The sequence below is a fragment of the Lysinibacillus sp. FJAT-14222 genome, from assembly GCF_001278875.1.
Lineage (GTDB): Bacteria > Bacillota > Bacilli > Bacillales_A > Planococcaceae > Lysinibacillus > Lysinibacillus agricola.
Genome location: NZ_LIYL01000010.1, coordinates 260,427 through 273,705 on the forward strand (window position 1 = coordinate 260,427; position 13,279 = coordinate 273,705).

Below are 13,279 nucleotides of genomic sequence, written 5' to 3' on the forward strand. Positions count from 1 at the left end.
GAAATGGGGGGACGCAGTAGGATAGGGTAAGCGCGCCGTTGGTTGTGCGCGTCCAAGCAGTAAGGCGTGTGTGTAGGCAAATCCGCACACTATAACGTTGAGCTGTGATGGCGAGTCCGTATGNTGTTGGTTATGCGCGTCCAAGCAGTAAGGCGTGTGTGTAGGCAAATCCGCACACTGTAACGTTGAGCTGTGATGGCGAGTCCGTATGGACGAAGTTCCTGATTTCACACTGCCAAGAAAAGCCTCTATCGAGGTGAGAGGTGCCCGTACCGCAAACCGACACAGGTAGTCGAGGAGAGAATCCTAAGGTGTGCGAGAGAACTCTCGTTAAGGAACTCGGCAAAATGACCCCGTAACTTCGGGAGAAGGGGTGCTCTTGAGCGTGCAAGCGCATGAGAGCCGCAGTGAATAGGCCCAGGCGACTGTTTAGCAAAAACACAGGTCTCTGCAAAACCGTAAGGTGACGTATAGGGGCTGACGCCTGCCCGGTGCTGGAAGGTTAAGAGGAGTGGTTAGCGCAAGCGAAGCTGCGAATTGAAGCCCCAGTAAACGGCGGCCGTAACTATAACGGTCCTAAGGTAGCGAAATTCCTTGTCGGGTAAGTTCCGACCCGCACGAAAGGCGTAACGATCTGGGCACTGTCTCAACGAGAGACTCGGTGAAATTATAGTACCTGTGAAGATGCAGGTTACCCGCGACAGGACGGAAAGACCCCGTGGAGCTTTACTGTAGCCTGATATTGAATTTTGGTACAACTTGTACAGGATAGGTAGGAGCCAGAGATCTCGGAGCGCCAGCTTCGAAGGAGGCGTCGGTGGGATACTACCCTGGTTGTATTGAAATTCTAACCCATGCCCCTTAGCGGGGCAGGAGACAGTGTCAGGCGGACAGTTTGACTGGGGCGGTCGCCTCCTAAAAGGTAACGGAGGCGCCCAAAGGTTCCCTCAGAATGGTTGGAAATCATTCGTAGAGTGTAAAGGCACAAGGGAGCTTGACTGCGAGACCTACAAGTCGAGCAGGGTCGAAAGACGGGCTTAGTGATCCGGTGGTTCCGCATGGAAGGGCCATCGCTCAACGGATAAAAGCTACCCCGGGGATAACAGGCTTATCTCCCCCAAGAGTCCACATCGACGGGGAGGTTTGGCACCTCGATGTCGGCTCATCGCATCCTGGGGCTGTAGTCGGTCCCAAGGGTTGGGCTGTTCGCCCATTAAAGCGGTACGCGAGCTGGGTTCAGAACGTCGTGAGACAGTTCGGTCCCTATCCGTCGTGGGCGTAGGAAATTTGAGAGGAGCTGTCCTTAGTACGAGAGGACCGGGATGGACACACCGCTGGTGTACCAGTTGTCTTGCCAAAGGCATCGCTGGGTAGCTATGTGTGGACGGGATAAGTGCTGAAAGCATCTAAGCATGAAGCCCCCCTCAAGATGAGATTTCCCATTACGCAAGTAAGTAAGATCCCTCAAAGACGATGAGGTAGATAGGTTCGAGGTGGAAGTGTGGTGACACATGGAGCTGACGAATACTAATCGATCGAGGACTTAACCAAANGAGGTAGATAGGTTCGAGGTGGAAGTGTGGTGACACATGGAGCTGACGAATACTAATCGATCGAGGACTTAACCAAATTGTTTGAACATTCAATGCACCGTTTATCCAGTTTTGAAAGAATAAAAACTATTAATAAGATACTTGTAATTATAATAAGATATGTTATAATAGGTATTGTCTTTCAAATAGTCTAGTGATGATGGCAAAGAGGTCACACCCGTTCCCATACCGAACACGGAAGTTAAGCTCTTTAGCGCCGATGGTAGTTGGGGGCTTCCCCCTGTGAGAGTAGGACGTCGCTAGGCTATACAATAAAATTATTCCGAAGTAGCTCAGTTGGTAGTAGCACCTGACTGTTAATCAGGTTGTCGCAGGTTCGAGTCCTGCCTTCGGAGCCATTCTTGGAGAGTTGTCCGAGTGGCCGAAGGAGCACGATTGGAAATCGTGTAGGCGGTTAACACTGTCTCAAGGGTTCAAATCCCTTACTCTCCGCCAGCACTAAAAGGATTTTCTATTCCAAACGATGGCCCCTTGGTCAAGTGGTTAAGACACCGCCCTTTCACGGCGGTAACACGGGTTCGAATCCCGTAGGGGTCACCATTCATTCAATACCCAGATGGAGGATTAGCTCAGCTGGGAGAGCATCTGCCTTACAAGCAGAGGGTCGGCGGTTCGAGCCCGTCATCCTCCACCATTATTAAAATAAATTACCTTATTATCGCGGGGTGGAGCAGTGGTAGCTCGTCGGGCTCATAACCCGAAGGTCGTTGGTTCAAATCCGGCCCCCGCAACCAAAATGGTCCCGTGGTGTAGCGGTTAACATGCCTGCCTGTCACGCAGGAGATCGCCGGTTCGATCCCGGTCGGGACCGCCATTTTTTTAAAAAATATGGGTCAGTAGCTCAGTTGGTAGAGCATTAGATTGAAGCTCTAAGTGTCGGCGGTTCGATTCCGTCCTGACCCACCATATTTTTTGCCGGTGTAGCTCAGTTGGTAGAGCAACTGACTTGTAATCAGTAGGTCGTGGGTTCGACTCCTATCGCCGGCACCATGTATTCCCGGAGGGGTAGCGAAGTGGCTAAACGCGGCGGACTGTAAATCCGCTCCTTAGGGTTCGGCGGTTCGAATCCGTCCCCCTCCACCAGTTTTTTTATTCATAGGGGCATAGTTCAACGGTAGAATAGAGGTCTCCAAAACCTTTGGTGTGGGTTCGATTCCTACTGCCCCTGCCAATTAATTTCATGGCGGTTGTGGCGAAGTGGTTAACGCACCTGATTGTGGTTCAGGCATTCGTGGGTTCGATTCCCATCAGTCGCCCCATTTAATTTAAAATAATAAAATATAGTAATATGGCGGTTGTGGCGAAGTGGTTAACGCACCTGATTGTGGTTCAGGCATTCGTGGGTTCGATTCCCATCAGTCGCCCCATTTATATATATTTAAATTTTGGGGTATAGCCAAGCGGTAAGGCAACGGATTTTGATTCCGTCACGCCCTGGTTCGAATCCAGGTACCCCAGCCATTTTTTGCGGAAGTAGTTCAGTGGTAGAACACCACCTTGCCAAGGTGGGGGTCGCGAGTTCGAACCTCGTCTTCCGCTCCAATTATTTTATGGCGGCATAGCCAAGTGGTAAGGCACAGGTCTGCAACACCTTTATCACCGGTTCAAATCCGGTTGCCGCCTCCATAATTTATTACATAATCGGTTTATCCGATTTTTTTTATCTCCATTATGCCGGTGTGGCGGAATTGGCAGACGCGCACGACTCAAAATCGTGTTCCTTTGGAGTGTCGGTTCGATCCCGACCACCGGTATCTATTACAGTGAAGAATCCTTGTTATTTCAAGGATTCTTTTTTTATGTGCGCCGGCATACGCATGAACTATAGGGTGAAAGTCCCGAACCCCGAAGACAGAAGTAGAGGTTAGCCAAGAGCAAGGGTGTCTGTGGTGACGCGGAATCTGAAGGAAGCTGGAGGCAAAACACCGGTCCGAGGAACACGAATCTTATAGAAGGCTAGGTATGATTGGATGAGTTTGCATAACAAAACAAAGTCCATTCTGTCGAAGGTCATATCGAGTAAATGAGGCGGATAGATGGTGTGAAAGTGAATGCGCTTACCCGGGGAGGTCTGATGGAAACGTGAAGTACCCTTCATAACCTATTTGGTGACAAGTAGCTGAACCATCAGAAGTCAGCAGAGGTCATAGTACCATAAATGGGAAGGACNGGAGTGTGGACTCGAATTTCACTTGATCGATGAAGCAGACAATCCAAAGATGGACTTACTTAGTGGAAGAAATGGTGAATCCCATAGAAGACACTAAGAGGCTGAGAATACAAGTGGCAAAGAGAGACAGAAAAAGCATAACGACAAGGAGATACAAAATTGCTGGCCGTCAGACTTCCTGGAACCGTACGTACGATGGTTGTGAGAGGTCGGGGCCTATTCACCCTCTCTTACACGATTTTTATTTATTTTATAATTTTTTTAACAATCTTGATTATTAGATAAATAATACTTATTAAAGCAGCTAGCAATAATATACTAACACTTATCAAATAGGTTCACCTTCTTAAAAAGCGTATAGATTGAAATCTTGGTTACTTCCTGTTGTAGTTACATTTACATAAGCATTTGTATACGTATATACAACACCTACTGCACCCCAACCTTTTGTTTTATCCATTGATGCAGAAGTTCCTGATTTGGATGTAGAAATCTCACTACTATGGACAATCCCTAAATATGTTCCACTAGTTCCCAGAAGTCCGTCACCTTTTTGAGTTGTTGCGACTTTGACTTTACTAACTTTAGATTCACCTGAAGTTACTGTAGCAACTATATTTCCACGATACCAATGGTTTAGTATTCCGATTGAACCAGATACTTTACGAGAAAACGATACTCTAATTCCATTAACATTTGTTTTACTTGTGTTAAATGATTTACTTCCTGTACCACCAGGTAACCATTGAATTGCAAATGAAGAAATTTCCGGATTATCAACAGAAGAGTTATCAGAAGATTCATCTACTGGAGTAGCATACTTTTTAATAAAATCTGTATCCGATTCATTAAAAGGTTCTTCCATTTCATATGATGAATTTATTTGTTCAAATCGTTCATGAATCTGTTCGGCTGTTAAATTATCATTTTCCGGAAATGTGTTAATTTCGCTTGCTTCAACACTTGTAAGCGAATAAGGAATAATAATTAGTATAATTCCCAAAATTAAAGACCAAAAGAACTTTAATGCAACATATATTTAAATAAAACATGTAGCGTAAATAAAAAGTCTCAATTTCGATAGCGTCACCAGTTCATATAATCCATACTCTTTTTCAATGATTTCTCTAGTATCTCCATAAAAAATTTCATAATCTATGGTCATTCCTGAAACATTAGTCATTATTTTTTTGCTTTTAGTATGTTCCTTAGGAGCGTGAGTAGTAAAGAATGATTAAATTATAGTAGGAAAAGACATAATGCCTGTTAAGTAGTATTTACGATGAATAGAGAGGGTATAAGCATGAACAGACATTTTTTTATTGCAGTTCCACTTCCTTCAGACATTAAAGCAGCTCTTCAAGTGAGATGTGAAAAAATGAAGATGGATTTTCATTTTAAACGATGGGTTCATCAGGAAGATTATCACATCACATTGGCTTTTTTAGGTCATGCGGATGAAGAGCAATTACAGGATGTAATGGATGAGACGAGGAAAAATCTTCTGAATGTTCCTCCATTCGAATTAAAAATTCAAGGGTTTAATACTTTTGGGAGAAAAGAATATCCAAGAGTTTTATGGGTTGATCTGCTCGAATCGCAGCAATTAAATGTTGTGCAAGAAATAGTATACCGAGATTGTATGAAGGCTGGATTTGAATTAGATAAGAAGCCCTTTGTCCCCCATATAACTGTTGCAAGAAAATGGGATGAAGCATGCGGGAAAATTCCGTTCGAGGCATTGATGGAGGAAAATTTTCAGCTTCCAAAATTTCTAGTGGAAGAAGTGATTTTGTACGAATCAAAGTTAGAGGAAACCCCAAAATATCATAAAAAGGCTGTTATTCGTTTAGATGGCCAATAATATTACAATCAGCTCGTAAACCTTAAAAAGAAAAGGTTTATGAGCTTTTTTGTTAAAAAGATATCATTTTTAATGATTAGTTCATCTTCCGTTCATTTAAGGATTTTATGCTAAGGATGTAAAAAGGAATGGAGGAGTCAACTATGAATCTTGCGTGGAAAGAAATTAAGAAAAATAAAGTAAGATTTTTAATATTAGGTTCAATTGTTTTTCTTGTTAGTTTTTTAACTTTTATTATTTCTGGTTTGGCGAATGGATTATCACAGGATAATGCCGCCTTAATTAAGGATTTACCACAAGGACAATTTTATATGAATGAGGATGCAGATCAAACTTATAATCTGTCAAAAATAGATAGCGGTACTCAAAATGAAATATTGAGCAAAGAAAAGAATGCTGTAGCTTTTTCATTACAAATGGGCTTTTTAAATGATCAGGACAATAAGCAGCAAAGCGTTGCCTTTGTTACATCTACCGCTTCAGATTTATTTGAAAATGTGAAACATGAGGAAGTTATATTAGACAGCTCAATGAAAGATAAAGGAATTAAAGTAGGAGATACATTAACGAATAATCAATTTAGTGGCAAGTTTGTAGTAAAGGGATTTGTTGACCAAAAGAAATATAGTCATGCTCCTGTTGCCTATATTAATAAAGAGGATTATAAAGAAATTTACCGTGTGGATGAAATGCAGATGATTTTCGTACCAGACGGAGATTCTTCAAAAGAATTTGCTGGATTACAATCATTTTCAAATAAAGCGTTTCTTAATACAATTCCAAGCTATAACGCAGAACAAATGTCTTTAAATATGATTGTTTGGTTTTTAGTGGTTATTAGTGGGATGCTGTTTGCCATCTTCTTCTATATGATGAACGTTCAAAAAATTGGTTTATACGGAATTTTAAAAGCTATTGGTTTGAAAACAAGTAAGTTGTTCAAAATGATATGGACTCAGATGGCCATCATTACAGTTATTTCACTTATTTTATCCGTAACATTTAGCCAAGTATTTAATCTGATAGCGCCAGAAGGAATGCCTTTCACTTTAACAATCGCGACAACAACACAATTATCGATCGTATTCCTAATTATCGGATTTATTGGCGCTACAATTTCAGGACTCCAAATTAAAAAAATCGAACCATTACAAGCGATACAGCAAGGAGAGGCTTAATATGACTTTATTTAAAATCGATGAAGTTAGAAAAACGTTTACGAATGGCGAGGTAGAGGAAGAAATACTTAAAGGGATCGATCTTTCTCTAAAAGAAGGAGAAATAACAGCATTGGTAGGTGCATCAGGCTCTGGTAAAAGTACACTTCTGACAATAGCTGCGGGACTTCAGCCTGCATCAGATGGGCATGTTATATTTGAGGAAAAAAACATGTCTAACATGAGCTCTGAAGAGGTTCGAAAAGTACGAGCAAGTAAATTTGGGTTTGTCTTTCAGTTTGCACACCTTGTACCTTTTCTTACAGTTGAAGAACAATTGCTACTGATGCTAGATGTTTCTGAATCAAAATTAAAGAAGTCGGAACAAAAAAATGAAGTTGATCGAATTCTAAAATTAGTAGGGATGAACCATCGGAAAAATGCTTATCCTTCTTCATTGTCAGGTGGAGAGAAGCAACGTGTTGCTATTGCACGGGCAATCATTCATAAACCGAAAGTTCTCTTCGCGGATGAGCCAACCGCAAGTTTAGATTCACAAAGATCCAAAGAGGTTATGTTATTAATTAGAGATTTGACTAAAACCTTAAATATTACTACATTAATGGTGACACACGATGAAGAGATGCTTGCTTATACGGATCGTATTATTAAAATGAGCGATGGTGTCATTTTGTAAGATGTCATTTAGATCGAGCAGTAAAAAGCCACAACCACACTTTTGATGGTTGTGGTATTTTTTTGATTAGACAGGCTCATTACCATAACGTGGAGTTGATTATTTACGTTCTGACTGGGCGCACGTCCAATGAGGCACTTCGTTTGCGCTCCAAGGTCTCATCTGTGACACCGATCCCCCAAGCCTACACTCCAATTAACTTATATACATGGTGTATGTCATTCCCTCTTTTGAGGATGAGCCATTAAACAACGGCATTAAATTAATGACAAGGTGTAATTATGGATTTTTTAATAAACTTAGTGTTAAGTTACCAAATCATTAAACTAATGAAGCATATTGTAGAAAGAAAGGGGGGGTGATTTGAAATGGCGTTTGTCGTTGCCTTATTGATTGTATTAGTAGGTTTAATAGCGGCATTCCAATTAAGCGAAGGAAGGTCGGAGAAAGGGAGATATATAGTTTGGGGTATTATTACAATGATTGCATTTGCACCATTCTTATCTTTCTTAATTGGCTTAACGTATGGAATGACGGTTAGAAATGGTTGGACAGCAACGATTATGATGTTTTTATTCCCGCTGATTTTTGTCATAGGGCTTATTATATTACTCTTAGGTATTTATAAAAATAAGGAAGAAGATCGCTAAATGTCTCTTAAGGGGATAATCAGTTCATTATCTTTAATATAAAGGTAAAAAGCCGCGAGACTCCTGCGAATTGTTTTTTCAATGAAGTAAATGAAATGTAGAGAAGGAGCCATACGCCCTCGTAAACACCTGTGCTGTCGCTGCGCGGCTCGTGCCTTGCTGGCAGTAAACATAGCGGTTTTTTACCATTTAAGAAGACAGCCTTTTTAATTGAAATGTTTATGTTAATCGAGCTTTTCGGCCTACTTTACAAACGATTCTCATTAATGCCCTGTGTAAAGAAGGGAAGATGGTAAAGACAGCATCCATTGTTTTATGCATTGGCATTGGACAAATAATAGGCTTATTTTTGTGTACGCCTGCAATAGTGATTTTCGCTAGTTGCTGTGGAGACATCATTTTTTGCTTTTTCAATTGTTTGGACATCGCCGATTTATCGATATTAATAGCTGTTGCCTATCAAAAATAGGTGTATCAACAAAAGTCGCCTTGATGCCAAATTCCTCAGCCTCCTAGTGTAGTGATGTCGTTAGGCCCACAACAGCATGCTTCGTAGTTGAGTATGCCGCGGATATAGGAGATGGTCCAAACCCTACCGCTGATGAGGTATTGATGATATGTCCAAAACCTTGTTCTTTCGTAATTTGATCGCCAACTTGAGTACCATACACAACGCCCCATAAATTGATATCCACGATGTTTTTCCATTCGTCCATCGATATATCATAAATTTCACCATACATAGCTCTACCAGCATTATTAAATAAATAATCTAATCTTTGGAACTCCTCATATACATTTGTAATGACATGTTCCACACTTTTGTAATCGGTTACATTCGGACGCCCCCAGGAAAGCGCTCAGTCGGAACGGAAATCAACCCTACGTTATGGTGATGAAACTAATGGAGGAAATATCCATCAAATTGTTGAACTATATATTATGCTTCAAAATCAGAAGGGGAATTACATGGGAGAGTAATAAACTGTATTGGATATAATATCTAAAAAAGTATATTATTAATAGTAGAGAAAGAGAGGGAATGACATGAAACAAATTTTGAAAGTAGTATGTGTGGTATTAATGGCTGTTTGGTTAATACCAATTGAAGGCGTACATGCAGCGAGCTTCAAAGATGTGTCCAAGGATAATACATTGATAACGGAAATTGATTACTTAGTGGAAAAAGGAATTATTAATGGCTATCCTAATAACCTATTTAAACCAGATACATATGTAACGAGAGCGCAGGTAGCTGTCATGCTAACACGTGCTTTAGGGTTGCAAACGACGAATGTCAAAGATCCAAAGTATCACGATGTACCTACTACACATACCTATTATAAAGAAATTGCGGCAGTGCAAAATGCTGGGATCTTCGATGCGGCACAGAAATTTAATCCGAATGCAACTCTTTCAAGAGGGGACATGGCGATTGTGCTGCAAAGAGCATTTAAAATAAAGGGATCTGAGACAAGCTATTTTACAGATGTTTCAGAGAAGACAAGGGGCTATAAGGAAATCTCGATAATTTATAATAATAATATAACAAGAGGATATGATGATGGTTCATTTAAACCAAATTTACCTTTAACGCGAGCTCATTTTTCAGCATTTTTAGCTCGTGCATTAACGTTATCGAATCCGAATCTATTAAAAGATACGGCGTATGACTATACGTATGCGCATTATTCGTTGGAAGACAAAAAACAGTATACATTAAAATATCAGTATAGTCATTATGACGGTAAGAGTGATGTGTGGGAAGTAAGAGATTTGAATTCTAATAAAGTATTTAATAGTGAGCTTTTATTTAGCGATGGTGTTGTTTTTGGTCAAGGCGTTGATCGTGATTATGATTTATTTTACGATTTATTCTTCGGATTACCCCTTAGAATTGGCGTGATTCAACATGAGGATGATGGCGGGGTAATTTCAGGAGTCCGTCTTACTGTTAAAGCAACAGATGGTACTGTCCAAGCAGGTGGAGTCGATTATAATAATGTAATTGTTCTAGAAGAAAAGTCCATATACAGTGATGGAGTTTCAACATATTACTTTGTCGATGAGATTGGTTTAGTTAAGGAACTTTACAATGATGTTGTTGTTTATGAGTTACTCGATCGTACAGCCAATTAAATATTAGCACAAGAAAAGCAAGTCTCCAATAAATGAGGAGGCTTGCTTTTGTCATGGCTATATAAATAGCGAAGCATTTAATATAATGAAATATGAAAAAAACGATGAAGTGCTTGTAGCCATTCCTTTTCGTTATGAGTTGTATAGGTGGTTAGGGATTGTCCCTCGTATATTCGGAATTCGTCGTTTAGCATTGTATATCGACCGTAGAGGGTACGAATCATAGCGATTTTATTTTTTTGTTTAGAAAGTCTTGGAGCGAACTTTGCATCATTAGCGTCATCAAAAAAACTATAGAGCAAACGCCAATTATGTTTTGTTTGTTCATACAGCATCCAACCGTTCGCATCATCTTGTTCAATTTTATAAAGTTCATTGCCTTCACGGTGTTGATGCCCAGCTATTAGTGGAACTGGCTTACATGGAGCTAGTGCGCCTACGCCAACATCGGAAATATATGATTGTCCAGCGAAAGTGACAAGTAGTAGCTGATGCATAGGTATATCTTCGATAGGAGTATCTGCTTCATGGTTACGCCAAAACTGTGCATAGCGATTGGTCACTGAAAAGCCGAGCTCACGAAGTAGCCAACTAAATAAAATATTTAGTTCAAAGCAATTGCCTCCGCGATGTTGAATAATGATTTTTTGAAAAAGGTCAGGGATAGCGAAGGAGATGCTATGTTTCAAGGCAACATCTAGGTTCTCATAGGGAATGGTATGTAGATGTCTTGTTTGGAGCTGGCCAAGGAGCTTAATAGAAGGCTCTAAAGATCCTTGAAATTGAATGAGCTTTAAATATTGCTGTATTTGTGAATTCATAAAATCGCCTCACTTCCTTATTAAATAACATAACCGAAATGGCTTAAGAATACACGTATAATATTAGAAAGAAAATAATAGAAAAGTAGTCAAATAACTTGTAAAATGAAAATATTAGCTACTATAAAGAGAAATACTTCCAATTTTAGTTAATAATAATGATTGTAAGGAAGGTATACGAATGACAAGCGAAATGAAATGGATAGAAGTAAATTCATACGATGAAATGAGCGAAGTAGCGGCGGATATTTTCACTAAGCAATTACAAGTAAAACCGGCTAGTATTTTAGGATTAGCAACAGGTGGTTCTCCTGTAGGGATGTATAAGGAATTAGTGAAACGTCAACAAGCCGGAAAAATATCCTTTAGCGATGTAAATACCTTTAACCTAGACGAATATGTTGGTCTCGATCAATCAAGTCCGGCAAGCTATTGGACATTTATGCATGAGAATTTATTCAATCATGTAGATATTAAGGAAGAAAATATACATTTACCAAATGGTAAGGCAGAGAATTTAGATGCTGAGTGTGTGGCGTATGATGCTCGAATTAAGGAAGCGGGAGGAATTGATGTACAGCTTTTAGGCATTGGTGTTAACGGACATATTGGCTTTAACGAACCAGGCACACCTTTCGATTCAAAAACTAATATTGTAAAGCTAACTGAATCTACACGCACAGAAAATGCAATTTATTTTGATGACTTTAAAGATGTACCAACACATGCTATCACAATGGGTATTCAATCTATTATGAATGCCAAAGAAATCGTGTTAATTGCATTTGGCGAGAAAAAACTAGAGGCTATCGAAAGATTAAAAAGTGGGATCGTGACAGAAGATTTCCCAGCAAGTAAATTATTAAATCATCCCAATGTAACGGTTATTTACGGCGGAACAAAATAGAAAATATAAGCGCAGACTTTGTATTATTTAAAGCCTGCGCTTATTTATTTTGAATTTAAAGTGACGGATAGAGCTAGCAAAGGGATGGATAGAACTAGCGAAGCGACGGAGAGAGCCATCGAAATGACGGAGAGAAGAGCCGAAGCGACGGATAGAGCTATCGAAATGACGGAGAGAAGAGCCGAAGCGACGGATAGAGCTATCAAAGTGACGGATAGAACTAGGCAAAGCTATGGATAGAACTAGCGAAGCGACGGATAGAGCCAGCGAAACGACGGATAGAAGAGCCGAAGCGACGGATTGAACCACCAAAGCGACGGATAGAACGTCAAAAAGGGAGGGGCATTCTCCCGGACGCTTAATATATAGAATTTTTATTTTCTGCCTGATACGATAACACCGGCAACAACGGCAAGCCCACCGATAATTTGGAAAGCGTGTAGCTTTTCATCAAGAAATAGTACCGCAAAAATGGAAGCAAAAACTGGGATAAAGTTTAAGTAAATACTAGCCTTATTCGCGCCAAGCTGTACCACGCCGCTATTCCAGCTTAGAAAGGCAATAATTGATGCAAAAATACCAACATATAGAATGGCTGCTATCGTTGACCATTGCCAGTGAATCGGTTCAGAAAGTGTCATTGTTTCGTAGATGTAAAAGGGTAAAAGCATAATTGCCCCGATCAAGATTGTTACGAGGAATGTCGATTGACCAGGTAAACGATTGGCGTAATGCTTTACTAGAAGCGAATAAATACTCCAACAGAAAACTGCCACTATAACAATTAGATCCCCTTTATTGAAAGTAAAATCGACTAAACTTGCAAATGAGCCCCCCGAAATAATAAACACGACACCACTAAGTGATAAGGCTGTTCCGAGTAGCTGAAATTTTGATAGTTTTTCCTTCAAAAAAATGAAAGACAGTATGTAAATCATAATAGGCGTGGATGAGTTCATTAAAGATGCATTAATTGAAGTTGTGTAATGTAATCCAATATAAACAAGTGTATTAAATGCTGCAACACCTGTTAAGGCTAAAATAATGACGATTGGCCAATTCTCCTTTAGCATACGCCATTCACTCTTTAAATTCCGATAAGCAATCGGGAAAAATACGATAAAGGCGACGCACCAACGTAGAAATGCTAGGGTCAAAGGTGGGATATCACCACTAACTGCACGACCAATAACAAAATTACCACCCCATAAAAGAGTGGCGAGCAATAATAATGCGTATGGTGGTATTTTCATGAAGCAAT

At 40.2% G+C, this 13,279-nt stretch carries 12 protein-coding genes, 16 tRNA genes and 2 rRNA genes (1 of these 30 running past the window's edge); 25 read left to right on the forward strand and 5 right to left on the reverse strand.

Going from position 1 to position 13,279, the window contains the following annotated elements:
• From AN161_RS05065 to AN161_RS05150, 18 genes are all read left to right on the forward strand, one after another.
• Positions 1-1,551 (forward strand): 23S ribosomal RNA (locus tag AN161_RS05065); it begins 1,465 nt to the left of the window's first position.
• Positions 1,552-1,742: 191 nt separating this feature from the next.
• Positions 1,743-1,858: ribosomal RNA gene (rrf, locus tag AN161_RS05070) — 5S ribosomal RNA — on the forward strand.
• Between the two features lie 16 nt (positions 1,859-1,874).
• A tRNA-Asn gene (locus tag AN161_RS05075) sits at positions 1,875-1,951 on the forward strand.
• A gap of 5 nt (positions 1,952-1,956) precedes the next feature.
• Positions 1,957-2,048: transfer RNA gene (locus tag AN161_RS05080), tRNA-Ser, on the forward strand.
• Positions 2,049-2,078: 30 nt separating this feature from the next.
• Positions 2,079-2,153 (forward strand) — tRNA-Glu (locus tag AN161_RS05085).
• Between the two features lie 18 nt (positions 2,154-2,171).
• Positions 2,172-2,247: transfer RNA gene (locus tag AN161_RS05090), tRNA-Val, on the forward strand.
• Positions 2,248-2,272: 25 nt separating this feature from the next.
• A tRNA-Met gene (locus AN161_RS05095) sits at positions 2,273-2,347 on the forward strand.
• 4 nt (positions 2,348-2,351) lie between these two features.
• Positions 2,352-2,427 (forward strand) — tRNA-Asp (locus tag AN161_RS05100).
• 16 nt (positions 2,428-2,443) lie between these two features.
• Positions 2,444-2,519 (forward strand) — tRNA-Phe (locus tag AN161_RS05105).
• Between the two features lie 8 nt (positions 2,520-2,527).
• Positions 2,528-2,603, forward strand: a tRNA-Thr gene (locus AN161_RS05110).
• Between the two features lie 9 nt (positions 2,604-2,612).
• A tRNA-Tyr gene (locus tag AN161_RS05115) sits at positions 2,613-2,696 on the forward strand.
• 14 nt (positions 2,697-2,710) lie between these two features.
• Positions 2,711-2,784: transfer RNA gene (locus AN161_RS05120), tRNA-Trp, on the forward strand.
• Between the two features lie 12 nt (positions 2,785-2,796).
• Positions 2,797-2,872: transfer RNA gene (locus tag AN161_RS05125), tRNA-His, on the forward strand.
• A 32-nt stretch (positions 2,873-2,904) separates the two neighbouring features.
• Positions 2,905-2,980 (forward strand) — tRNA-His (locus tag AN161_RS05130).
• Between the two features lie 19 nt (positions 2,981-2,999).
• Positions 3,000-3,074: transfer RNA gene (locus AN161_RS05135), tRNA-Gln, on the forward strand.
• A 6-nt stretch (positions 3,075-3,080) separates the two neighbouring features.
• A tRNA-Gly gene (locus tag AN161_RS05140) sits at positions 3,081-3,155 on the forward strand.
• A gap of 10 nt (positions 3,156-3,165) precedes the next feature.
• Positions 3,166-3,239, forward strand: a tRNA-Cys gene (locus tag AN161_RS05145).
• Positions 3,240-3,286: 47 nt separating this feature from the next.
• Positions 3,287-3,367, forward strand: a tRNA-Leu gene (locus AN161_RS05150).
• A gap of 762 nt (positions 3,368-4,129) precedes the next feature.
• Here AN161_RS05150 and AN161_RS05155 read toward each other — a convergent pair.
• Complete coding sequence (locus tag AN161_RS05155) at positions 4,130-4,786, reverse strand: hypothetical protein (protein WP_053593290.1); 657 nt, start codon at positions 4,784-4,786, stop codon at positions 4,130-4,132.
• A 300-nt stretch (positions 4,787-5,086) separates the two neighbouring features.
• Here AN161_RS05155 and thpR point away from each other — a divergent pair, with 300 nt between their 5' ends.
• The 4 genes from thpR (at position 5,087) to AN161_RS05175 (ending at position 8,151) form a co-directional block, all read left to right on the forward strand.
• Positions 5,087-5,647 (forward strand): RNA 2',3'-cyclic phosphodiesterase, encoded by a 561-nt coding sequence (gene thpR / locus AN161_RS05160; protein WP_053593291.1) that lies wholly within the window; start codon positions 5,087-5,089, stop codon positions 5,645-5,647.
• A 143-nt stretch (positions 5,648-5,790) separates the two neighbouring features.
• The gene (locus AN161_RS05165; RefSeq protein WP_053593292.1) at positions 5,791-6,825 is read left to right on the forward strand and encodes an ABC transporter permease; all 1,035 of its coding nucleotides are present in this window, start codon (positions 5,791-5,793) and stop codon (positions 6,823-6,825) included.
• Position 6,826: 1 nt separating this feature from the next.
• A complete protein-coding gene (locus AN161_RS05170; protein ID WP_053593293.1) occupies positions 6,827-7,501 on the forward strand; it encodes an ABC transporter ATP-binding protein in 675 nt (224 codons plus the stop codon).
• A 368-nt stretch (positions 7,502-7,869) separates the two neighbouring features.
• Positions 7,870-8,151 (forward strand): hypothetical protein, encoded by a 282-nt coding sequence (locus tag AN161_RS05175; RefSeq protein WP_053593294.1) that lies wholly within the window; start codon positions 7,870-7,872, stop codon positions 8,149-8,151.
• 219 nt (positions 8,152-8,370) lie between these two features.
• Here AN161_RS05175 and AN161_RS30495 read toward each other — a convergent pair whose 3' ends face one another.
• A complete protein-coding gene (locus AN161_RS30495; RefSeq protein ID WP_241774504.1) occupies positions 8,371-8,565 on the reverse strand; it encodes a hypothetical protein in 195 nt (64 codons plus the stop codon).
• Between the two features lie 98 nt (positions 8,566-8,663).
• A complete protein-coding gene (locus tag AN161_RS30500) occupies positions 8,664-8,969 on the reverse strand; it encodes an SDR family oxidoreductase (RefSeq protein WP_053593295.1) in 306 nt (101 codons plus the stop codon).
• A gap of 229 nt (positions 8,970-9,198) precedes the next feature.
• On the opposite strand from AN161_RS30500, the gene AN161_RS05185 reads away from it, so the two are divergent.
• The gene (locus tag AN161_RS05185) at positions 9,199-10,290 is read left to right on the forward strand and encodes an S-layer homology domain-containing protein (protein ID WP_053593296.1); all 1,092 of its coding nucleotides are present in this window, start codon (positions 9,199-9,201) and stop codon (positions 10,288-10,290) included.
• A 77-nt stretch (positions 10,291-10,367) separates the two neighbouring features.
• Here the strand turns inward: AN161_RS05185 and AN161_RS05190 are convergent, their stop codons facing one another.
• Positions 10,368-11,111, reverse strand: a complete 744-nt coding sequence (locus tag AN161_RS05190) for an arylamine N-acetyltransferase (RefSeq protein WP_053593297.1) — start codon at positions 11,109-11,111, stop codon at positions 10,368-10,370.
• Positions 11,112-11,304: 193 nt separating this feature from the next.
• On the opposite strand from AN161_RS05190, the gene nagB reads away from it, so the two are divergent.
• Together nagB and AN161_RS29450 are read left to right on the forward strand one after the other, a co-directional pair.
• On the forward strand, positions 11,305-12,018 hold the full coding sequence (gene nagB, locus AN161_RS05195; protein WP_053593427.1) for a glucosamine-6-phosphate deaminase: 714 nt from the start codon (positions 11,305-11,307) through the stop codon (positions 12,016-12,018).
• Positions 12,019-12,102: 84 nt separating this feature from the next.
• Positions 12,103-12,258 carry a hypothetical protein gene (locus AN161_RS29450; protein ID WP_158002975.1) on the forward strand — a complete coding sequence of 52 codons (156 nt, stop codon included), beginning with the start codon at positions 12,103-12,105 and terminating at the stop codon, positions 12,256-12,258.
• A gap of 134 nt (positions 12,259-12,392) precedes the next feature.
• Here the strand turns inward: AN161_RS29450 and AN161_RS05205 are convergent, their stop codons facing one another.
• Positions 12,393-13,271, reverse strand: a complete 879-nt coding sequence (locus AN161_RS05205) for a DMT family transporter (RefSeq protein WP_053593299.1) — start codon at positions 13,269-13,271, stop codon at positions 12,393-12,395.
• Between the last annotated feature and the right edge of the window lie 8 nt (positions 13,272-13,279).

What these genes read in the sequence shown, in the direction of transcription:
- thpR (WP_053593291.1), top strand. Translation starts at nt 5,087, where the DNA reads ATGAACAGACATTTTTTTATTGCAGTTCCACTTCCTTCAGACATTAAA.
- AN161_RS05165 (WP_053593292.1), top strand. Translation starts at nt 5,791, where the DNA reads ATGAATCTTGCGTGGAAAGAAATTAAGAAAAATAAAGTAAGATTTTTA.
- AN161_RS05170 (WP_053593293.1), top strand. Translation starts at nt 6,827, where the DNA reads ATGACTTTATTTAAAATCGATGAAGTTAGAAAAACGTTTACGAATGGC.
- AN161_RS05175 (WP_053593294.1), top strand. Translation starts at nt 7,870, where the DNA reads ATGGCGTTTGTCGTTGCCTTATTGATTGTATTAGTAGGTTTAATAGCG.
- AN161_RS05185 (WP_053593296.1), top strand. Translation starts at nt 9,199, where the DNA reads ATGAAACAAATTTTGAAAGTAGTATGTGTGGTATTAATGGCTGTTTGG.
- AN161_RS05190 (WP_053593297.1), bottom strand. Translation starts at nt 11,111, where the DNA reads ATGAATTCACAAATACAGCAATATTTAAAGCTCATTCAATTTCAAGGA.
- nagB (WP_053593427.1), top strand. Translation starts at nt 11,305, where the DNA reads ATGAAATGGATAGAAGTAAATTCATACGATGAAATGAGCGAAGTAGCG.
- AN161_RS29450 (WP_158002975.1), top strand. Translation starts at nt 12,103, where the DNA reads ATGGATAGAACTAGCGAAGCGACGGAGAGAGCCATCGAAATGACGGAG.
- AN161_RS05205 (WP_053593299.1), bottom strand. Translation starts at nt 13,271, where the DNA reads ATGAAAATACCACCATACGCATTATTATTGCTCGCCACTCTTTTATGG.